Genomic DNA, 18529 nt, shown 5'->3' with positions numbered 1-18529 from the left:
CCTCCGTTCTTCGGCCGCTGCACGGCCTGCATTCGGCCTTCCGGGCCGATTTTGGACGTCTGTTCTACTCAGCGTCGGGGGTCAGACCCGAAAGCGCGTCCAGGTTCCCGCGGTTGGGGAAGGGTTGCGCTACGTCGAGCCGTTTCAGGCGCTGGATAGACTCGGCGACCTCGGGACGTGGCGCAGCCTGGTAGCGCACCTGCTTTGGGAGCAGGGGGTCGCCGGTTCGAATCCGGCCGTCCCGACTCCCCGAAACCCCTGCTAGGACGTAGTTTCGGGGAGTCCGCCGGGGTCAGGGGAGACGGGCGACGCGGCTGTCCCGACGCCCTGAGTGCCCATTGGTGCCCACTCGACACCGTCCACGAGGGCCTTCAGCCGAGCACGTTCATCCGCTGAGAAGCGCATGACGTGGGCGTACACCCGGAGCGTGAACGCGGGATCGGTGTGGCCGAGTTGGCCCATAACGTAGGGCGCATCGCGGCCAATCGCGAACAGGATCGACGTGTAGGTGTGGCGCAGCTTGTGGGGCGTCACACCCTGCGGCATCGGCTGCTGGCCTCGCTCCTCGAGCAACTTGTGGGCACGCGCCACCACGGGCGCCAGCACGCGCCGAGCGATGTTGTGGCGGTCGCGTGCGGTGCCCTCCCGCGTCGAGAACAGGAGGTCGTCTACTCCGCCGCGGTGGCCGGCTTTGTAGGCCGCCAGCACATCGCGCAGGACCGGCAGCAGGTCGATCTTCCGCATCCCGGCTGCCGTCTTGGACCGCCCGACCTCGAGGAACCCGCGCGCTAGGTCAAGGTCCCGAACGAGCGCCTCGCCGGCCTCCTCGACCCGTGGCCCGGCGAACAGCAGCGTCGCGACCAGCGGGTACCGATCCGCGGTCCGCGACTCCCTCGCGTCGTCGAGCTCACGCGCGGCGTCGAGCACCGCCGCGATCTGATCGACGCCGTCCAGGTACACGGGCCGCTTCTTCTTCGTCGCGAGCTTGCGGCGCTTGCCGCGTGCGACGTTCTTCTCGATGTGCTCGTACTCGACCGCCAAGTCCAGGACCGCAGAGAGCGTGTCGATCGTCCGGTTGATCGACCCGGCGGAGAGCTTCCCCTGACGCTTCTTCGCCGCGCGGTACTCGTCGACCATCTGCACGCTGATCTCGCTCACGCGGGGGTCACCGGCCTTGTGCACGAACCACGACAGCAGGTGCCCCAGCCGCCACTCGAGGTCCTCGATCGTGCGCGCTCCGAGACCACGATCACGCTCAGCGTCAAGCCACACGTTCGCGAAGTCCTCGATTCGAGGGATCTCCGCCGGCGGCCCCATGACCACCGACTCAACCGGCTGCCACGCCCCGCGACGCACCGCCGCCATCGTCAACGTCAGCTCGTCCCGCGCCTTGCTCTCCGTCCAGCCCTCCGACGCGTAGCCGAGGTGCACGAACTGCCGCCGCCCGAGCGCCCGGAACCGCAGCGCGAACGACACGTCATCGGCTGCAGTGGCCTTCGTCACCACGCTGCCTGTCGCCGGCCGCGGCATCACGCCGCCTCGGGCCGTGCTGAGCAACACCTATGCCTTGCCATCACCGCTCCTCTCGGGTGGGAGGTGCCGCGGGCGCTGAGCCGGAGGTGGACCGTCACCTGCAACGATGCACGCGCGCCGCGGCTCATTCCCGCTGCGCCACGGCCGGGGGCGTTAGCGCGCCGCCCGGCCACTTCCATGTCGCCGCGCACGCTACTCCTCCCACGCCGGAACGGCGAGTCGTGATGAGGCAGTCGGGCGCCTCCCCGACGCGCGCCTGCGCCGCGCCGGTCGCTGCGGCTCTTCAGCAGGGCCTGGGCTCGGCGCACTGGACCGCGTTGCATACGCGCTCGCAGCCGCGTCGATGTCGAATCTCAACCGCGGCCGTGGACCAGCTCCCATCCGTATCGCGCCCAGCTCGTCGGCATGCTCGCGAACCCACGCTGGGGCGACGCCCAGGCGCGACGCGACCGCGGCCGCGTCAACCAGTTCGCCCGCCAGCAGGGACGGGGCAACGGTGCTGGCGAGGCGGGCCGCAAGACGTTCCGCGACGAGGTCGGCCAAGTCCTCAAGGTCATCGGGATGCAGGCGACCGGGTTCATGCGCGTTTCCGTCGAAGCCGCCGATCATGCGACCACCGACTCGCCGTCGCCGTCTGCAGCCCAGCGCTCACCTATAGCCCGCCACTTCGCCGGAAGGCTCTGGAACGCGGCTGCGTCCTCATCATCGAAGTCGCGCCCCGCGCGACCCGACGAAGTCGGATCTTCTTCTTGTAGTTCTTCTTCCGCTAGTTCTTCTTCACCGGACGTGGACGTCCGTACTGAGTGTGGACGCTGATGTCCGGTCTGACTGGACGTAGATGTCCGGACTCGCGTGCCCGGCGCGACGTTTTCGACCTCGCTTGCGTCGTGGCCGATCTCGTCAGACCGTACGTCGGTGTCCGCACTCGGCGCGTCGCGAGTCCGTACATCGGTATCCGCACTCGGCTGACGGCCAGCGACGACTTCGCCCCGGACGAGCGGCCCGACGTCGTAGCGGTAGGCCTGGCGACGCGACCGCCGCCATCGAAGGATGAGACCACGCTCGACGAGGCTGTCCAGCACGCGTCCGACGTGACGTTCGCCGCGCTCGCAGAGCGCCGCCAGCGTGGCCAGCGTCGGCCGGGCCTCCTCATGCTCGCCCTGGAAGCCCCACAACGCCACCACCAGCCGGAACTCCGTGGGCGACAGGTGTAGGCCTTCACCGCGCGCGAACCACCACGGGAGCGGTCCGTACGGCTTACCGCCAGCGCGCTCGAGCGCCGAGCGCCGGCGAACGGGCATGAAGCCGTAGCCGGCGCCAGCGCGCTCGCTCTCGCAGCGCTCGCAGAGCAGCTTGCCGCTGCCGTCTTGGGCCGGAGAAATGTCGTCGTCGACCTCGGCGATCGTGAAGACCGCGCCGCACCGCGCGTGCTTCACGCGCGTCACGTCGTCCCCCAGGTCGTGGCGGAACGTCACAAGGCCGCTCATGCGGCGCCTCCGATGGGCTCTTCCCGGCGGCGTCGGAGGCGTAGGCCGTCCGCCGGGTCTGGATCACCTGGTGGGCCGTCGCCCGATCCCGGCGGGCTAGTCACACGGGCGGTGCGGCGCGCGTGCGGCTGTCGGCTGCTGCCGCGCCGGGTCGGTGCGGCAGCGCGAGCTGGTCGGTGCGTCAAGCTGGCGGTGATGCGTCGCCGCTGGCGTGCGCTGACCAACGCGAGATCCTCAAAGCGCAGTCCTCGGTTGGGGTCTTCGCCGCGGGCGGCGAGGGTGCGGCGCGCGGCGCCGGCGCACAAAGCCGCGAACGCTTCGCCGCGCTGACGCTGCGAGGCTCGACGCGCTAGGCGGCGACCAGACTCCTGCATGTGTTGCTCCTGCTCGGCATCTTCGGGTCCGGCGTCGTTTAGGAACGACGCAGCACGTAGGTTGCACAGCCGAGCGGACGGAACCAAGTTGATGGCCTATGTGACCAAAGGTAACTTAGCGATGGAGGCTTGGAACGGACGAGGGCCGCCCATTGCGGGGCGGCCCTCTTGAAGATGTCGCAAGCAGAAGGCGACATCGCTGAGGCTACGAGAACGCGCGGTCGGAACTCAGCGCAAGTCGCTCCTGAACCGTTGGGTTGCACGATGCTCTCGGTGTCTGAGCCGCGTGGCAGTTGGCGGTGCGCGCCGCGCCACGCGGACATGGCCGGGACCGACGCGCTCGCCGATGACAACGCGCGGTGACACGGGAGGCCCGCCGCGCGGCGGACGGGCCTCGCGCCGCTAGGAGGAGAACTCGCCGACGCCGAAGTCGCGTCCGCGCCCGGCCGGCGCCTCCGCGGCGCTCGCCGCCCACTGCTCCAGGTCCGCGACGCGGAACAGCCGGAGTCGCCCGCGGCGGATACACGGGACCTCGGCCACGATGTGCTCGCGGAAGAAGTCTGGGCCGACACCCAGCATGGCCGCCGCGTCGCTAGCGTTGATCGCGATCGGCGTCGGTCTCCGCCGTGGGGGCGGCTCGTCGGCCGATACGCCCTCCCTGACTCGGCCAGCTGCGTCCCGGACCTTGCAGGCGCGGTCGCGGGCCGTCTTCGCGTCCTGCAGGCGGGCGGCGGTGTGGTCGCGGTCGAGCCGCAGCGCGACCGCCCGCTGATCGACGTAGGCCAAGTGGCGCTCGAGGTCGGCGATCTCGGCGGTCAGCTGATCGACGCGCGCGTCGTACGGCGACATCATCCTTCCGCTCCGGTCACGAGGTCCCGCAGCATGTCGCCGAGCTCGGCCTCCTGCCCCGGGAAGAGGTGGCCATACCGGTCGTAGGTCATCTGCATCGACGCGTGGCCCATCATCGCCTGCAGCATCTTGGGGTTGAACACGCCGCGCGCGGCCATCGCCGCGATGGCCACCGAGGCGCAGGTGTGGCGCGCGTCGTGCAAGGACACCTGCGTCAGCTCAGCACGGCGCCACGCGATGTTCGCCCGCTGCCACACCGAGCTGTCGTTGAACGGCTCATCCCCGGGACCTCTCGCCGTCCCGGCGAGCCGTCCCCGTGCGAACACGAGCGCGTCGGGCGGCAGGTCCTCGTCGATCACCAGCCATCGTGCCACCGCACCCAACGGCACGCGGCGGTGCCCGGCGGCTGACTTCGGAGCGCTCCAAGTACCGGTGCGCGCGTCGTACGATGCGACCACCTCGATGAAGCCCGCGTCGAGGTGGACGTGGCTCCGCCGGAGCGCCTGCAGTTCGCCGCAACGAAGGCCCGCGTAGAAGGCAGTCGCCCACAGGCCGCGGTCGCCCGCGGACAGCGCCTCCAGATACCGCGGGATGTCGGCGATCGCCACCGTCCGCTCGCGGCGGCCTGAGCCCGCCGGCAGCTCGAGGCGCTCAGTCGGGTTGTGCGCCACCCACCCCATCCGCACGGCGTAGCGGTAGATCGCCCGGACGGGCATCACCGCGTTGCGGACCGTCGACGGCTTCAGACCGCGGCGCTGGAGGTTCGCCACGGCCTCGTTGAGACGGTCGCCGAGGTCGTCGAGGCGCACATCGCCGTACCGCGGGATCCAGTCGTTCCTGAGCGAGCGCACGTAGCTGTGCAGCGTGCTCGGCTTCAGCGGCGTCCGGCCACGGCCCATGGCGACGCCGGCGCGCGCGTCCGCCACCCATTCGTTCGCCGCCTCGCGAAGAGTAGGCGCGCGGCCGGGCGCGACCTTGCCCCGGGCGCGTGCCGACTCCATGTCGCGCTTCCACGCGACCGCGGCGCTGACGGTCGGGAACGTCTTCGTCCGGCGGTCGCCGCGCGGCCCCGCCTGGACCTGGTAGGTACAGCCCTTGCTCCGGCAGCGCGCGTCCTTGTCGTTGAACGCCGGGCACGCGCGCGAGTGCTTGCGCTGCACCCCGGTCGGAAGGCCGCCGCGGCGCCCGCTCATGCCGCAGCTCCGAGCGGCGCGAGCGCCGCGACGAGGAGGTCCACGTGCGCCATCGCCTCATCGCGCTGCAGGCGGTCCATCCACAGGTCTCGAACCTCGGTCTCGAAGTCGCCGCGCGCGACGTCCTCGGGCGTGGCCTGCAGCGCGATCGCCGCGACGATGCGTGCCGCCGCCTCGAGACCTTCGACGGTCAAGTCTCGGTGGCGCTGGGGGAGGTCCGCCGTGCCCGGGTCGAACCCGATGGGGGGCGGGCCGTACTGCTGCGCGACGTCTTCGCGCGTACGCTTCCACATGCTGGCCATGGAAATCACCTTCCTGGTTGGCAGGCCCCGGCCGGTGTTACCAGCACCGTCGGGGCCGCTTTTTGTTGAGGAACAACGCGACCGTAGCATCCCGAGCGGTCGCGCGCTAGCCCTTATCCCACAAGGGATCCGGTCAAGTCATAGGCTTACGCTACCGGCGGTAACGCAGCGCGAACCGTCAGCCGCTGGCGGCGGCTAGGTAGTCGTCGAGCAGCCCGGCGGCCTGCTCCTCGTTGCCCGGCATGAGGTGGCCATAGCGGTCGAACGTGATCGTCACGCTCGAGTGCCCCATGTAGGTCGACAACGCCTTGGCGTTGACGCCCGCGGCGATCATCAGCGACGCGAACGTGTGGCGGCACTCGTGCAGGCCGATCGACAGGAGCTTGGCGCGCTTCCATGCGGTCAGCGCACGCCGGCGCACGCTGCTTGGCTCGAACGAGCGCTCGTCGACGTGGCCGAAGACGAGATCCTCACCGTGGCCGCCGCGGCGCAGCCGATGCTCGACAAGCAGCGCGCGCAGCGCCGACGCGATCGGCACGGTGCGCACGCCGGCGCGCGACTTCGGCTCGATCGGGCCGGCGACGTCGTCCCACGACCGCGCGACACGGATGACGTTCGCCTCGAGGTCGACGTCGTCCCAACGCAGCGCACGGAGCTCACCGCGTCGCAGCCCGGCGTACAGCGCCGTCGCCCACAGCGCGCGGTCGCCCTCGGCCAGCGCGGACAGGAGCGCGGCAGCCTCGGCGGGGGAGGCGACGCGGTCGCGGCGGCCCTGCGGCGCCTGGAGCTCGAGCCCGACCGCCGGGTTGATCGCGATCACGCCGCGCTTCACCGCGCGGCGCATGATCGCCTGGACCGGGCTCAGGGTGTTCCGCACAGTCGACGCGTCGAGCGTCCGCGCGAGCCGGTCGGCGAAGTCCTGCAACATCACGTGGTCGATCGCCGACAACTTGTAGTGCCCCAACTCGGGCACGACGCGCTGCTCGAGCGCACGCCGGTACCCGCGCAGCGCGCTCGGCTTGTACGGCTGGCGGTTGCGGGCGAGGATCGTCCCCGCGTCGGCGCCGGCCAGCCACTCGGCCGCCGCCTCGGCCAGCGTCGTGCGAGTCGGGGCCTTCACGGTCCCCTTCCTCAGCCCGACGAGCTGCTCAGCGCGCCAGGCCTTGGCGTCGCCGAACGAGTCGAAGTGCCTGCGGATCCGGCGGCGCTCGCGCGCGGACCAGACAGCGGCCTGATAGGCCGGGCGGCAGGTGCAGGCGCCGCCGTGGTGCGACGCGCAGGCGTCGCGATGCTTCACGTAGATGCCGGTCGCGCTTCGGGCGCGCGTAGGCTTCGTCGTGCTCATGGAGGTAGACACTCCTTGGGCCATGCCCCCGGACGTTGGCGCGTCGCGGGGGCGCTTTTTGGTTGTCGCGGCGACGGTACCACGCGGTCAGCGCGCTGTCACTGGTCGACGGAAGGCCTTGTGGCGCAAGGGCTCCCGAGAAGCCACAGGCTTGTGCGACCGGTGGTAACACTAGAAATTGAGAGATGCACAACCTCGACGACCCGACGCCGGAAGACCTCGAAGTAGTCCGCGCCATCCTTCGCGACACGCACCCCGTCGACACCATGACCGACGACGAGCTCGTCGCTGCGATGAGCGAAAGTCTGGCCGAGCGCATCCCGGCGCCGGCGCCGAAGGAGGGCTCAGCGCCGACCAACGGCCGCGTGTGGCTCCACGAGGCTTTGACCGCTGGCGGGTTCAAGCAGCCTGAGGACCGGCATCAGCGCGCCAATCTCGGCGACGGCGGCGACACGATCGATCTCGGCGTGCTCGGGATCTTGGTCATCCGGCACATGGCCAACGCGTTTCCGCCTGCGCCGTGGACCGACGAGCGGCTGGCCAGAGAGACCGGCATGCCCGTCGACGATCTCCGGCGCGGACAACGACTTCTCGACGAAGTCGCCGCTGACGTTGGCCGTGAGCCGAAGCTCGGTCACCGGTGGTGGGAGTAGGTCGCTCGGCTCGATCGACGGCAGCGTGAACCTCTCGGTTATGACTGTCGTCTTCCTTGCCGGCCCGCTCTCGGGTACCACCGCCGCCGTCCATCCCGCCACGACGTGTCTTGCGGCACGCAACGGCCTGTACTTGCGCGACGACGAGCTGCCCATCCCGGACGGGCACACCGCCGACGTCGCGTTCGGCTGGGCTCCGAATCGCTAGGCCGTCGCCTCGGTTTCCTCGTGGCCCAACTGGATCTCGTCCATAACGAGATCGGCGAAGGCGTTGAGGTGTGCACCGACCATCGTGGCGATCTCCTCCGCGTTGGCGCCGTGGGCGTGGATGACGACCGCGCCCGGCGCGACCAGCGGGCCGGCGTTGTGGCCCTTGCGCCGCACCGACGGCAAGCGACCAGCCGGGATCGACGAGCCGGTGAACCGTGGCCGCGCGATGCCCGTGCCATCGCCCATCGCCTTGCCCCACACCGGCCGCGAGGCGGTCCACGGCGCGAGCCCGTTCTGGTCGTAGAGGAGCTTCGCGGCGGCGAGGTTGACCAGCGGGTCGTAGACGTCGGCCGGGCGGCCGAGCATCAGCGCGGCACGCTCGACGAGATCCTGATGCCCGAGCAGCTGCGTCAGGCCGTCGGCCCCCGACGCGTTGTGCGCGCGCGGGTTGCCGCCGGACTCCGCGCCCACGATCGCGTTGAAGATCGCCGGCAGGCCAGCGGCGGCGATCATCGACGGCAGATCGCCGCCGAGCGCCGCGCCACCGCCGCCGCCGCCGAGCGAGCCGTTGAGCTTCTGCGTCAGCCCCGCGGCGTAGGCGCCCGAGGCGGCGTCGGCCAGCGCGCCGGCCACGCCGCCGATCCCGGACTTCGTCCCCTTCAGCGCGACGGTCATCAGCCCAGGCCCGGTCGTGTCCAGGCTCAGCGACGCCGACAACCCGCCGGCGCCGCCCGGGTCGACATCGGCGACGTGGACATGAGCGTTCGAGCCGCTGTGCTGCGCCTCGATCGCCGACGGGTACTTGAACGGCTTGCCGTTCTTGAGGTTGTACTCCGGGAACGGACTGATGAGCTCCTCGAGTCCGGAGCCGTGGTTGGTGTACAGGTCGCGTGCCAGCCCGCGGAGATCGCCACCAGCCATGTCGATCGCGTGACCGGAGTCGTGGAACGAGACGTTGCCGCTCAGCGTCTTCGAGCCCGGGCGCGCCCCCGAGGTCACGTGGTCGCCGTACTTCGCGCCCAGCGCGGCGTAGACGCCGAGGTTCGGGTTGGCACCCATCAGGCCGGCGCCGCCCGTCGTGTTCGCCAGCGTCGGCCGGTCGCTGCCGACACCATCGCCGATCTTCGCCGGGTTGCCGGGCGAGGGGCCGAACGCCTGCGCCGCCGGCGATGCCGCCGACGTGTTGTAGGCCTTCGTCGCCTTCGCGTTCGAGACGGCGTGGCTGATGCTGGCGGTGCCGTTGCCCGCAGCGCCGCGCACGAGGCTTCGAGCCTGCGACGGCGAGTACCCCATGTCGGTCAGCGCGCCGATCGCCTGCAGCTGGATCGCGCTGAACGCGTCGCTTACGCGCTGCCGCGCCTGCTCGGCGGGCTTGGCGAGCGCGTCGCGGATCCGCGGCCAGTCCTTCTGCGTCGCCGACAGGATGTGCCCGTTGGCGAGCACGACGTTGTGACCCATGTCGGCGAAGCGGTCGCTGACGCCCTTGGCGAGCTTGTCGTACTCCTTCTGCAGCGCCGGGTTGCCCTGGGCGGCGGCCCTCGCCGCCTCGAGCCCGGACTGCGCAAGCTGCCGGCCGCCCGGGAAGTTGCGGTCGGCGACCCCACCGGCGCCCAGGAGGCTCGACCGCAGCTGACCGAACGCCTTATCCGGCCCCAGGTGACGCAGGTCAGACCGGAACGCCGTGGCCACGCTCTGGCCCTGCGAAGCGCCCCGATCGCGGCTGCGTGCGTCGCGCTCTGCGCGCAGCGACGGCAGCAGCTCCTTCCGCGCCTCGATCTCGGCGTCGATCGCACGCGTCACCGTGTTGCGGACGTCAGCCGAGCCGCCACCGGCCTGCACGCGACCGCGCAGGCCGCGCAGCGACGCGATCTGGCGGCGGGCGCCGCCGTAGGTGTTCTCGTTGTCCGGCAGGCCGTCGACGTAGCCCTGCAGGGCGCCCAAGTTCTGCCGGTTGGACCGGTCGTTGAGCTTGCCCTGGCTCGGGACTAGGCCGAGCGACATCGACGACGTGATGTCCCGCCACCGGCCTAGAAGACCCGCGCCGCCCGGATCCTGCGCCGCGCCCAACGCCGCCTGGATAGCCACGATCGGAGCGACGAACCGGCCCGCCGACGCCGCGGGGCCTCGCAGCCGTGACAGCGCGGATGACCGCGCGCCCAGCGACGACGCGGGCATCCCGTAGCGCGCTCCGGGCACGCTGCCGTACCGCGCTGCGAAGACTTCGGGCGTGGCGACCGCTCGGTTCCACGACAGCGCGCCCGCGCCGCGCGCCGCGAGGTAGCCGGCGCCGGCGCCCGCGACGAGCTCGCTACCCGCAGCACCTCCGGCCGCACGGGACGCCGCGGCACCCGCGCCGCCCGCTCCTCCGCCGCCCGCGAGCCGGCCCAGCCCGACGCGGATCGCCGTCGGCGCCAGCAAGCCCAGCCCGCCGCCGATCTGGGCCAGCGCCGCGAAGCGCGACAGCACCGGCGTCAACACGTCGGCGACCTCGTGCAGGTCCTTCGCGACCTCGCCCAGCGCGCCGGCGAGGTCCTCGGTCGACTTCACCGAGTCGTCGAAGAACCTCTCGATCCTCACGGGGTTGCGCTGCGCCCAGTCGTCCCAGTGGTCGAGCTGCTCGGTGAGGTCGCCGACCATGCTCGTACCCGGCCGTCGGCCGGGCGCGGCAATGTCGCGCACGAGCTCGAACGCCGACTCCGTCAGGTGGCCCCACGCGCGGAGATCGTCGACGTAGCCGGCCATCTCGTGCCGGACATGACCGATGTCCTTGGAGCTCTCGCGCCACCCGCGGGTCGTCGCCTCTGCCCAGCCCATGCCCTCGGAGAAGAACGGCTGAGCGTCGACCGCCAGCCGCCCCAAGGTCAACGCGATGTTCTCGACCGTGTGCCCGGCCTCGTCGAGGTTGCCCGCGAACGACTTCGACAGCAAGTTGATGATCCCGAGGCTCGCCGGCCCGGTCAGCGTGTCGGTCAGCGCGAGCCCCTGCGTGCGCGCCGCCGACGCCACAAGCCCCGCGTCCGCGCCAAGGCCCGGCAGCGCGCGCTGACGGACGCGGCGCATCGCCCCGGTGCCGAGCCCGAGAAGATCGGTCTGCGCACCGCGCGACGCCCGATTCCAGTCGCGACCGAACCCCGAGCGCTGCGTAAGGAAGCCCGCGGTGCCCGGCGCCGCGCCGGCCATGACGCGGTCAAGGTCCCGCTTCGCGCGGATCGCCTGCTTGGACTTCCGGCCGAAGTCCTGCACCGCAGTCGTGTACTGCTGCTGGGCCTTCGTCGCGGCCTCGAGGTTCTTCTTCACCGGTGCCGCCACCGCGGCGAGTGCGCCGACCCCGGCGGCGAGCGCTCCGCCGCCGGCGAGAGCGCCAGCGCCGGCGCCGAGGCCCGCGCCGGCCAGCGAGGCGCCCAGCGCCGTCGTCGCGCCGCCGAGGGACTGCACCGCCGGCAGCGCCGCGACCGCCGCCAAGCCCAGCGCGCGCGCCGCGCCACCACCGAACACGGACGCCGACGCGTAGGCCGACGCGCCGCCGCTGCCTCCCGACAGGCCGACGCCGGCGCGACTGCCGAAGCCGCCGCGGCCGCCGAACCCGGGGCCCGGGCCGACGTCGAGCCGGTTCATCGCGTTGAGCTCGCGCCGGAACGCGGCCAGATCTGCACGGGCCCTAGCAAGTCCATCAACTTCGACGTGCGGTCGAGCGTCGATCGTGCCAAGCGTCCGCATGCTCTTCACGAGCCGATCGGTCGACGCGCGCATCCGGTCGGTCTCGCGACGGGCGCCGCTCACGCGGCCCTCGTACACCGACAGCGTCTTGCCGGCCACGCCGAGGTCACGGCGCAGGTCCTTGATGGCGCCGTCGACGCCGCGCGTCTCGCGTGCCAGAGCCTCGAGGTCGCGGGCGGCCTTCGGGCCGGCGATGTTGTCCATCGCAGTGCCCGCGTTCCGCGCGTCACGTTCCATCCCGACGAGCTCGCGCCGGATGCGCTTGATGGGCCCCGATGCTCTGTCGAGGAGGACGAAGCTCGACTCGATCGTCGCGGGCATCGCTCAGTCCTCCCGCTCGGAGATCCGGACGCGCACTCCGCTGAACGCGAACACGATCTCGCCGTCGCCGACGACCGCCGCGGCGCTCGTCGGGACCACGACGACGCCTGTAGCGGCGTCGAGCCCGAGCACGAGCTGATCGTCCCCGGACGCCAGCACGCCGAGCGTGCCGGTGAAGCCCAGCACCATCGCCTCGTCGCCTGGACCGCCGACGTTGACGTTCACCCGCCGCGACAGCAGCCCCATCAGCGCCGCCACCGCTTCGGTGTCGTTCAGCGTCGTCATGTGTCACCGCTCCGATCATCTGCGAGCGCGCCACTCGCGGGGCGCCCCGCCACGGCGCCGCGCACGAGCGCTGACGCCTCAGGTTCAGGGCACCGGAGGCCGTTCAGATCCGGCCGCGGCCGGCGCGGCTTCGCCGTGGTCGCGACGACGTCGCCGGACTCGTTGCGCACGAGTGGCAACACGGCCTGCGGCTCGTCGGCCAGCAGGAGGAACCCGGCCCCGTTGTCCGGACGCTCCAACGACTTCAGCCACGTTGGGCGGCGACGCCACATGCGGCCCCTACGGGCACGCCGGCGCAGATCCTCGGCCGCCTCCTCGAACGACAGGTCCGGCCGGACGCGCTCGGCGTAGCGGCGCTTGGCCGTCGCCGAGAGGACGACCGCTCGACGATCGGGCATCGCTCGACCGGTCACGCCGCGCGGCGCTCCGCCGGGAGCGCCCGGCTGATCGAGGCCGGCGGCAGCACGACGTGAAGCCGGACAGGAGTGTCAGCACGCGGGATCGCCCGGGTCGAGCGGTCGTCGAGATCGGCGAACGCGTCGAGCATCCGGCTCACCGCTGTTGGCTCGCCGTGCCAGCACGCCTCCCACTCCGCGCGCGTCGCGCTCAACGCTTCGATCCAGCCGCGCCGTTCCTCGGTCGCGTGGGGGAGACGCACCGGATGGCGATCGGTCGTGGTGGCCGTCTCGACGACGGCCGCCCACGCCTCCGCGAAGCTCATACCTTCACCGCGGCACCGGCGCAGGCCCGCGAAGACCTGCTCCGGCACCGGTGGGCGTCTGCGATGCGCCGGCATCGGTCAAGCTCTCCGCGCGGCCTCGAGGATCTGCAGCGCTGGCTCGAGCAGCACCACGCCAGCGCGCGCGTCAAGCCGCGCTCGCTCCTCCGTGATCAGGCGGTTGATGTCGCGTCGCCGCCGGTTCGGGTTCGGCTGCGAGAAGGCCTCCAACAACGGCTCGCGTAGACGCAGGCGCGCCGCCGAGTTCTGTGCCCGGACGTCGGTCGCGGCCAGCCAGTCGCACGCCTCGTTGATGCGGTCCTCGTCTTCGTCGGGGCAGGCGATCCGCAGGCCCTCGACCATCTGGTTGGCGACGTCGGCCTCGTGTCGTGCGTGGAGAGCAGCGAGGCTGCGGAGGGTGGCCTCCGTGGCTCCCTCAGGCGTGACGGACGTTCCGGTCACCGGCTCGACGGCCGCCGCACCGCGCCGACGTTCGCACCCGACCAACGGCTCCAGCCGTTCGCCCACAACACGACGTTCGCGACCGACTCTGCTACACGGATCCCGTCACGCGACGGAAGAGCCCGAGGATCAGCTGGCTCGACCTCGACGCGCTCGACGAGTCGGAAGTGCACGAGCTCATCGACCAGCCGCTGCAGGTCGTCCATCCGGGTCCGCGTGCCCGCGAACCGGATGTCCTCGGTCAGGCGCAGCATGCCGCCCTGCCGCTGAGCCAGACCGAACAGCTCGACGGCCTCGTCGGAGACGCCCTCTCGGCCGGCGACGACGCCCGACATGTCGGTGATCCGGAGGCTCTGCCTGCGTGGCTTCGGCAGCCCGCGGCCCGCGATCAGCGAGGCGTGCTCCTCCGGCGACAGCTTCCGCCCGTGCGCCTCGTCGAGCGGACCCCACTCCTCGCGCTCCGGGTAGAGCCGATCCACGAGCGGCTTCAGCACGCTCACGCAGCACCACCCCCCATGCCGAAGTGCGCCGGGTTCAGGCCGCGGCGCTTGCACATCGCCACGAACGGGCTCTCCGTCGGCGGCGCCTCGACCGGCCGCATCATCGACTCGAGCAGCCGCGCCGAAGTGGTGCGCTCCGGCTCCCGCGCAGCCGGCGCCGTGCGTGGCTCGGCCAGCCCGAGCTCGACGCGTAGATGGTCGACCACCTCGGGACGCCTCAACGCTTCCGCCAAGGTCATCTTCGACATATCGCTCTTCTCTCCGTTGTTGTCCGTGTAGCACTCGACCAGCGCGAGGTGCGCCGATCCGCTGCCGCCCGTCCCGGTCACGACCGCCAGCCAGCCCGACTCCGGATCCGGCGCGATGGACTCCACCAACCTGCGCCCACCCTTCAGGACCCGCCGCGAACCAGCCGACAGATGCGGCTCCAGCCGGATCGCGGTCTTCAGCCGACCCAGCAGCGACGCGAGGCCGTCGACCACCGCGACGCGGCCGAGCACCGCCTCACGCTCCCCGTCCCACCAGGACTCGAGCACGGCGCCGCGCAAGTCGCTCGGCGGCCGCGGGATGCCCCGTCGAGCAGCCGCCCGCGCCTCGGTCTCCGGCTCGAACAGCGGCCACCCGGCGAACGCGCCGGCGTCGCGCTGCAGCACAGTGGCCGGCAGCGTCGGGGTCGGCCGCGCGAGGACAAGCGTCACGCCCGCGCCGAGCGTCATGCGATCGCCTCACCAACGACGACACGCAGGTGTCCGCCGGTCGACGTCTGGATCCCAACGACCAGCCCATCAGCCGTTGGTACGGCACCGCACCCGATCAGCTCTGACTCACCGAACGAGATCGCCGGCGCTCCGAGCAGCGCGCGCCGCGGCTGGCGCAGGGTGACGGTCCACTTCGTCTCGCCGGTGTGAGTGCGCGCATGGCTGTCCTCCGAGACCCACAACGTGCCTCGCGCCGCCTGGCGTCCTGCGGTGCCGTCCAAGCGCTGCACGCGGGCCGTACGCCCGTTCAGCGAGCGCAGCAGCGTCACGCCGCCGGTCACCGCGGGCGTGGGGGACACGCCGCTCACGCTCGATCTTCCGCTGTGGCTTGGCCTGCGCCGACGACGCGCCCCGGGGCAGAGTCACGCGTGGCGCGACGCGGGCGCGCGAACGACGCGAGGTGCTCAGCGTACGCACCGTCTTGCTCATCCTTGCGTGGCAGGGGGGCCTCCACGATCGTGAACGGTTCGGCGGTCAAGGCGAGCAACTCCTGACCGTCGACTACGACGCGGGCGGCGAGCTGCGACGCCAACAAGAACCGCAGCGCGCCGAGCGGCTGGTCGATCCCGAGCCGCATCTCGAGCTGCTCGAGGTTCTCAGCACTTCCTATGTGCGGAGACCAGGGGATGGCGCCGCCGGCGGCCTTCAGGGCCGCGATCACCTCGACGTAGTCGCTCCGCCAGCCCTCGGGCACGAGTGCTTCGCGCACGCCAGCCGTTCGGCGATCGCGGCGGTCGTCGAGCATGGCGCGGTCGTCGCGTCCCTCCTCGTCGCTCATCGGCGCTCACCTCTTCCTGTGCACACGTAGCTCACGTCTTCACCAGCCACGTCACGACCGTGGACGGCTGCAAGTTGTTGTGGTCGGCGTCCGCGTCGCGCGCGACAAACGGATGACGATGGCGAGCCGAGGCGCCGCCAGTCGAGCTGAACTGCTCGATCTCGCGTCCTGCGCCTGCAGGAAGCTGCCAGTTCTGGAACGTGCCGCTGTCTCGGAGCGCGGTGCCGCCGAGCCCGTGGACATGGTCAGGCGCGTCATCGCCCGTGGTGCCGTTGCCGTTCACACCGGACTCCGCGGACGTAATTCTGTGCGTCTCCTCGCCGAGGACGACGCCGACGGCGTGAGCCGTCGCACCGTGTGCGCCCGCCGCGGTCCCGGCACCCATCGGCACGCGGCCGCGCAGGTCGGGCAGGTTGAACGTCGTCGCGCCGTCACCGGCGCCGAAGGCAGTGCCGATCGCCGCGAACAGCGACGAGTACGTCGACCGGCTCACCGCCGCACCGTTGGCGATCAGCCACCCAAGCGGTGCCGTCGCGCGCGCCGTGACCTTCATGTCGCCTGACGAGCCAGGCACGGTGAGCTGGCCCCCGACGATCGGAGCGACGTCGGTGAACGCCGACCCGTTCCACTGCGCCTGAGCGACCCGGCGCTTGATCGCGACACCCGACGGCACGGTCGCCGCGTCCACGACCGCCAGCACGAACGAGTAGTCCGTGCTGTCGACCTCACCCGGGAAGCCCGCCGTGAACACGTTGTCGGTCGCCGTCACGTACACGTCGACATCGCGTGCCGCGCCGCTCCCGGCGCGCTCGACGTTGGCGGTCACGTATCGCCAGCGGCCCTCGATCGGGATCGCGACCTGATCGTTACCGGCGCCCGCTGGCACCTGGAGCGTGCCCGGGGCGCCGGGCTTGATCCGGACCTGGAAGGCGCCGAGACCGGACACGAACTCCTGGATCGCGTTCGGCCAGCTCGAAGGGAACTGGTCGAGGGGGTCGAAACTGCGGTGCTTCATCGGTGCTCACTTCTCCCTTGGACAGCGCCCGCGCGCCGCCGTAGCGTTGACGTACGCCCGAGCCCGACGACCTCGCCGAGGAGCCCGCCAGCCCGGAGCAGCAGGCGCAGTGGCGCCGCGAGCGCTTCGCTGACGCGTGCTTCGAGCGAGTCCCGGGCGACGAGCTCGAGGGCAGCCTCAGCGAACCCGGCAGCATCGATCTGCGCGCCCGGGCGGCGGAGACCTACTCGGCCGAGCAGCTCCGCGAGCGCGCGGCCGCCGGCGACCGGTTCGCGGTCGCCGAGCTTCGCCGCCGCGGCGCCGCCTGACCGCATCACGCCCCACCCTGCACGGCGACGGCCGCCACGCGACCGCCGAGTCGGCGGACCTTCTCGGTCAGGTCCGAGGACGCACCGTGCTCGGCGAGCACGCCGGCGATGTCGTCCATCGTCGAGGCCGCCGAGGCCGGCCCTTGCTCACGGAAGATCCGCAGCAGCAAGTCGGCCAGGTCGTCGGCGAGATCGCCCTCACGCGACCGCATCACGCCGCCTCCATGCGACGCACGAGCGCGATGGGTGCGCTGACGGCGGCGGCCCGGCTCGCGAGGCCCTCGAGTTCCTTGAGCATCTCGTCGCTGGCCTTGTGCCTGATCAGCACGTCGGCGAAGTGCTGGAACAGCATCGACATCTCATCGCCCGCCCGCAGGGTCCGCAGGTGGTTCGGCAGCAAGCCGAGGTCACGCATCAGCTCGAGGCGACGCACGGCGCTCTCGAGCTTGAGGCGCGTGGCGCCGATGTGTGCCGCGTTGTTGTCCGGGTTCTCCTCGATCTTCGCGAGGTCGGCGACGGCCTGAGCGTGAAGCTCGAGGACGGCCCGCACCTCTTCGACCGGGTCCACCCACTCGGCGCCGAGACCATCGCGCCGGCACCCGGCGAGGATGCGCTGGACCTGGCGGACCGTCAGGCCGTGCTGCGCTGCGACCTCGGCCCGCGGCCGACCTCGGGCGCACGCCGCGAAGATCTCGGTGTCACGCGCCGCGCGCTCGCGGCTGGTGAGGGGTCTCGGGCGATCTCGGACATTCGGTGTCACTCATCCAAGGTCTCAGACGGAAATTCTGAAGGTACATCGACGCGTAAGCCTTTGTGCCACAGGCGTTTCCGAGGGTATAACATCAACAACGGGCCGTCTCAGAGTTAGGAGACGGCACCTGTCGCGGACGTGACCATCGGTAACACAGGCACGACATCGTGATGTGCCGCGTACACAAAGCGCCACAGCTTCACGCGTCCGTCACGGGCAGCGGTCAGCGGACACCGAGGCGGTCAAGACTGAACGATCGCTCTAGACGTCGGAGCGTTGCGCGTTCAAGATGCGCGCCATGTCACGCACCGCCAAGGACTCGGCGCCCGCGCTTGTCGCCGTCAACCCCGTCGGGATCGGTCTCGCGCTCCTCGGCGCCGCGATGGCCATCGTCGCGATCTTCCTGCCTCTCGCCGACACTTCTGCATTCCCGGCGGGCGTGAAGGGCAACACGCTCGCGCAGGGCAACAGCGGCGCCGCGTTCGTGTACGTCGCGCTCGCGATCGGCGTGCTCGCCGCGACGTACCGCTACCACTCGTCGCACCGCGCGAGGTGGGGCGTCTTCGTCCTCGGCGGCCTGATCCTCGCTGCGGCGATCGTGCATGGCCAGAACGACAGCCTCTTCACGCTCGTCAGCGTCGACCCGACCACCGGAGCGACCGACTACTCGACCGCATCGATCAGAGCAGATGCCGCGATCGCGCTCTACGTCGCCGGCGCCGGCGGGATCCTCACACTCATCGGCGGGTGGATCATGCGCCGCGGGAGCACGGCGATCGACATCGCCGATCAGGACGTCGCCGACGATGAGGCGACGAAGCGGTGCCCGGACTGCGTCGAGACCGTGCAGGGCGCCGCGCGCGTGTGCCGCTACTGCGGCCACCGCTTCGACGGGACGCCCGTCGTCACCGCATAATCGTTAGGACGGACTAGCGCTCGGGCTGAGGTCACGCGACGAGTGCCCGATCGG

21 protein-coding genes and 1 tRNA gene are annotated in these 18529 nt (G+C 71.4%); 4 read left to right on the top strand and 18 right to left on the bottom strand.

Translation table 11 applies throughout. The features are described from left to right. Nucleotides 1-171: 171 nt before the first annotated feature. Nucleotides 172-245 (top strand) — tRNA-Pro (locus DSM104299_RS21290). Nucleotides 246-261: 16 nt separating this feature from the next. Here DSM104299_RS21290 and DSM104299_RS21285 read toward each other — a convergent pair. The 6 genes from DSM104299_RS21285 to DSM104299_RS21260 form a co-directional block, all read right to left on the bottom strand. Beyond that, nucleotides 262-1503, bottom strand: coding sequence for a tyrosine-type recombinase/integrase (locus tag DSM104299_RS21285; RefSeq protein WP_272473667.1), 1242 nt, complete (start codon nt 1501-1503; stop codon nt 262-264). 635 nt (nt 1504-2138) lie between these two features. Continuing rightward, a complete protein-coding gene (locus tag DSM104299_RS21280; protein WP_272473666.1) occupies nt 2139-3020 on the bottom strand; it encodes a helix-turn-helix domain-containing protein in 882 nt (293 codons plus the stop codon). A 776-nt stretch (nt 3021-3796) separates the two neighbouring features. Further along, nucleotides 3797-4243, bottom strand: coding sequence for a MerR family transcriptional regulator (locus tag DSM104299_RS21275; RefSeq protein ID WP_272473665.1), 447 nt, complete (start codon nt 4241-4243; stop codon nt 3797-3799). Continuing rightward, nucleotides 4243-5436 carry a tyrosine-type recombinase/integrase gene (locus tag DSM104299_RS21270; RefSeq protein WP_272473664.1) on the bottom strand — a complete coding sequence of 398 codons (1194 nt, stop codon included), beginning with the start codon at nt 5434-5436 and terminating at the stop codon, nt 4243-4245. Before DSM104299_RS21270 ends, DSM104299_RS21275 begins: the two co-directional genes overlap by 1 nt. After that, nucleotides 5433-5729, bottom strand: coding sequence for a hypothetical protein (locus DSM104299_RS21265; protein WP_272473663.1), 297 nt, complete (start codon nt 5727-5729; stop codon nt 5433-5435). The genes DSM104299_RS21270 and DSM104299_RS21265 overlap by 4 nt, the downstream gene beginning before the upstream one ends. Before the next feature lie 187 nt (nt 5730-5916). Continuing rightward, nucleotides 5917-7083, bottom strand: coding sequence for a tyrosine-type recombinase/integrase (locus DSM104299_RS21260; protein ID WP_272473662.1), 1167 nt, complete (start codon nt 7081-7083; stop codon nt 5917-5919). A gap of 185 nt (nt 7084-7268) precedes the next feature. Here DSM104299_RS21260 and DSM104299_RS21255 point away from each other — a divergent pair, with 185 nt between their 5' ends. Both DSM104299_RS21255 and DSM104299_RS21250 read left to right on the top strand, forming a co-directional pair. Next, nucleotides 7269-7736 carry a hypothetical protein gene (locus tag DSM104299_RS21255; RefSeq protein WP_272473661.1) on the top strand — a complete coding sequence of 156 codons (468 nt, stop codon included), beginning with the start codon at nt 7269-7271 and terminating at the stop codon, nt 7734-7736. Between the two features lie 40 nt (nt 7737-7776). After that, nucleotides 7777-7944, top strand: coding sequence for a hypothetical protein (locus DSM104299_RS21250; protein ID WP_272473660.1), 168 nt, complete (start codon nt 7777-7779; stop codon nt 7942-7944). Here DSM104299_RS21250 and DSM104299_RS21245 read toward each other — a convergent pair. From DSM104299_RS21245 to DSM104299_RS21190, 12 genes are all read right to left on the bottom strand, one after another. Continuing rightward, a complete protein-coding gene (locus tag DSM104299_RS21245) occupies nt 7941-11984 on the bottom strand; it encodes a lysozyme family protein (RefSeq protein ID WP_272473659.1) in 4044 nt (1347 codons plus the stop codon). The genes DSM104299_RS21250 and DSM104299_RS21245 overlap by 4 nt on opposite strands. 3 nt (nt 11985-11987) lie before the next feature. Then, complete coding sequence (locus DSM104299_RS21240) at nt 11988-12269, bottom strand: hypothetical protein (RefSeq protein ID WP_272473658.1); 282 nt, start codon at nt 12267-12269, stop codon at nt 11988-11990. After that, nucleotides 12266-12667, bottom strand: a complete 402-nt coding sequence (locus DSM104299_RS21235) for a hypothetical protein (RefSeq protein ID WP_272473657.1) — start codon at nt 12665-12667, stop codon at nt 12266-12268. The genes DSM104299_RS21240 and DSM104299_RS21235 overlap by 4 nt, the downstream gene beginning before the upstream one ends. Nucleotides 12668-12678: 11 nt before the next feature. Further along, the gene (locus tag DSM104299_RS21230) at nt 12679-12990 is read right to left on the bottom strand and encodes a hypothetical protein (RefSeq protein WP_272473656.1); all 312 of its coding nucleotides are present in this window, start codon (nt 12988-12990) and stop codon (nt 12679-12681) included. A 78-nt stretch (nt 12991-13068) separates the two neighbouring features. Beyond that, nucleotides 13069-13449 (bottom strand): hypothetical protein, encoded by a 381-nt coding sequence (locus tag DSM104299_RS21225; protein WP_272473655.1) that lies wholly within the window; start codon nt 13447-13449, stop codon nt 13069-13071. Beyond that, on the bottom strand, nt 13446-13949 hold the full coding sequence (locus tag DSM104299_RS21220; protein WP_272473654.1) for a hypothetical protein: 504 nt from the start codon (nt 13947-13949) through the stop codon (nt 13446-13448). The genes DSM104299_RS21225 and DSM104299_RS21220 overlap by 4 nt, the downstream gene beginning before the upstream one ends. After that, nucleotides 13946-14665, bottom strand: coding sequence for a hypothetical protein (locus tag DSM104299_RS21215; protein WP_272473653.1), 720 nt, complete (start codon nt 14663-14665; stop codon nt 13946-13948). The genes DSM104299_RS21220 and DSM104299_RS21215 overlap by 4 nt, the downstream gene beginning before the upstream one ends. Then, complete coding sequence (locus DSM104299_RS21210) at nt 14662-15006, bottom strand: hypothetical protein (protein ID WP_272473652.1); 345 nt, start codon at nt 15004-15006, stop codon at nt 14662-14664. The genes DSM104299_RS21215 and DSM104299_RS21210 overlap by 4 nt, the downstream gene beginning before the upstream one ends. Nucleotides 15007-15011: 5 nt before the next feature. Next, a complete protein-coding gene (locus DSM104299_RS21205; protein WP_272473651.1) occupies nt 15012-15485 on the bottom strand; it encodes a hypothetical protein in 474 nt (157 codons plus the stop codon). 31 nt (nt 15486-15516) lie between these two features. Then, the gene (locus tag DSM104299_RS21200; protein ID WP_272473650.1) at nt 15517-16500 is read right to left on the bottom strand and encodes a phage tail protein; all 984 of its coding nucleotides are present in this window, start codon (nt 16498-16500) and stop codon (nt 15517-15519) included. A gap of 313 nt (nt 16501-16813) precedes the next feature. Further along, on the bottom strand, nt 16814-17020 hold the full coding sequence (locus tag DSM104299_RS21195) for a hypothetical protein (protein ID WP_272473649.1): 207 nt from the start codon (nt 17018-17020) through the stop codon (nt 16814-16816). Continuing rightward, nucleotides 17020-17376, bottom strand: a complete 357-nt coding sequence (locus tag DSM104299_RS21190; RefSeq protein WP_272473648.1) for a hypothetical protein — start codon at nt 17374-17376, stop codon at nt 17020-17022. Before DSM104299_RS21190 ends, DSM104299_RS21195 begins: the two co-directional genes overlap by 1 nt. Before the next feature lie 481 nt (nt 17377-17857). Between DSM104299_RS21190 and DSM104299_RS21185 the strand changes: the two genes are divergently transcribed. After that, nucleotides 17858-18475 carry a zinc ribbon domain-containing protein gene (locus tag DSM104299_RS21185; protein WP_272473647.1) on the top strand — a complete coding sequence of 206 codons (618 nt, stop codon included), beginning with the start codon at nt 17858-17860 and terminating at the stop codon, nt 18473-18475. The last annotated feature ends 54 nt before the right edge of the window (nt 18476-18529 follow it).

Origin of the sequence: Baekduia alba (genome assembly GCF_028416635.1) — a bacterium.
GTDB classification, from domain to species: domain Bacteria; phylum Actinomycetota; class Thermoleophilia; order Solirubrobacterales; family Solirubrobacteraceae; genus Baekduia; species Baekduia alba.
Note: the sequence above shows the minus strand (reverse complement) of the source record. Positions and strands in the feature narration are given on the sequence as shown.

What these genes read in the sequence shown, in the direction of transcription:
- DSM104299_RS21280 (WP_272473666.1), bottom strand. Translation starts at nt 3,020, where the DNA reads ATGAGCGGCCTTGTGACGTTCCGCCACGACCTGGGGGACGACGTGACG.
- DSM104299_RS21275 (WP_272473665.1), bottom strand. Translation starts at nt 4,243, where the DNA reads ATGTCGCCGTACGACGCGCGCGTCGATCAGCTGACCGCCGAGATCGCC.
- DSM104299_RS21270 (WP_272473664.1), bottom strand. Translation starts at nt 5,436, where the DNA reads ATGAGCGGGCGCCGCGGCGGCCTTCCGACCGGGGTGCAGCGCAAGCAC.
- DSM104299_RS21265 (WP_272473663.1), bottom strand. Translation starts at nt 5,729, where the DNA reads ATGTGGAAGCGTACGCGCGAAGACGTCGCGCAGCAGTACGGCCCGCCC.
- DSM104299_RS21260 (WP_272473662.1), bottom strand. Translation starts at nt 7,083, where the DNA reads ATGAGCACGACGAAGCCTACGCGCGCCCGAAGCGCGACCGGCATCTAC.
- DSM104299_RS21255 (WP_272473661.1), top strand. Translation starts at nt 7,269, where the DNA reads ATGCACAACCTCGACGACCCGACGCCGGAAGACCTCGAAGTAGTCCGC.
- DSM104299_RS21250 (WP_272473660.1), top strand. Translation starts at nt 7,777, where the DNA reads ATGACTGTCGTCTTCCTTGCCGGCCCGCTCTCGGGTACCACCGCCGCC.
- DSM104299_RS21245 (WP_272473659.1), bottom strand. Translation starts at nt 11,984, where the DNA reads ATGCCCGCGACGATCGAGTCGAGCTTCGTCCTCCTCGACAGAGCATCG.
- DSM104299_RS21240 (WP_272473658.1), bottom strand. Translation starts at nt 12,269, where the DNA reads ATGACGACGCTGAACGACACCGAAGCGGTGGCGGCGCTGATGGGGCTG.
- DSM104299_RS21235 (WP_272473657.1), bottom strand. Translation starts at nt 12,667, where the DNA reads ATGCCCGATCGTCGAGCGGTCGTCCTCTCGGCGACGGCCAAGCGCCGC.
- DSM104299_RS21230 (WP_272473656.1), bottom strand. Translation starts at nt 12,990, where the DNA reads ATGAGCTTCGCGGAGGCGTGGGCGGCCGTCGTCGAGACGGCCACCACG.
- DSM104299_RS21215 (WP_272473653.1), bottom strand. Translation starts at nt 14,665, where the DNA reads ATGACGCTCGGCGCGGGCGTGACGCTTGTCCTCGCGCGGCCGACCCCG.
- DSM104299_RS21205 (WP_272473651.1), bottom strand. Translation starts at nt 15,485, where the DNA reads ATGAGCGACGAGGAGGGACGCGACGACCGCGCCATGCTCGACGACCGC.
- DSM104299_RS21200 (WP_272473650.1), bottom strand. Translation starts at nt 16,500, where the DNA reads ATGAAGCACCGCAGTTTCGACCCCCTCGACCAGTTCCCTTCGAGCTGG.
- DSM104299_RS21195 (WP_272473649.1), bottom strand. Translation starts at nt 17,020, where the DNA reads ATGCGGTCGCGTGAGGGCGATCTCGCCGACGACCTGGCCGACTTGCTG.
- DSM104299_RS21185 (WP_272473647.1), top strand. Translation starts at nt 17,858, where the DNA reads ATGTCACGCACCGCCAAGGACTCGGCGCCCGCGCTTGTCGCCGTCAAC.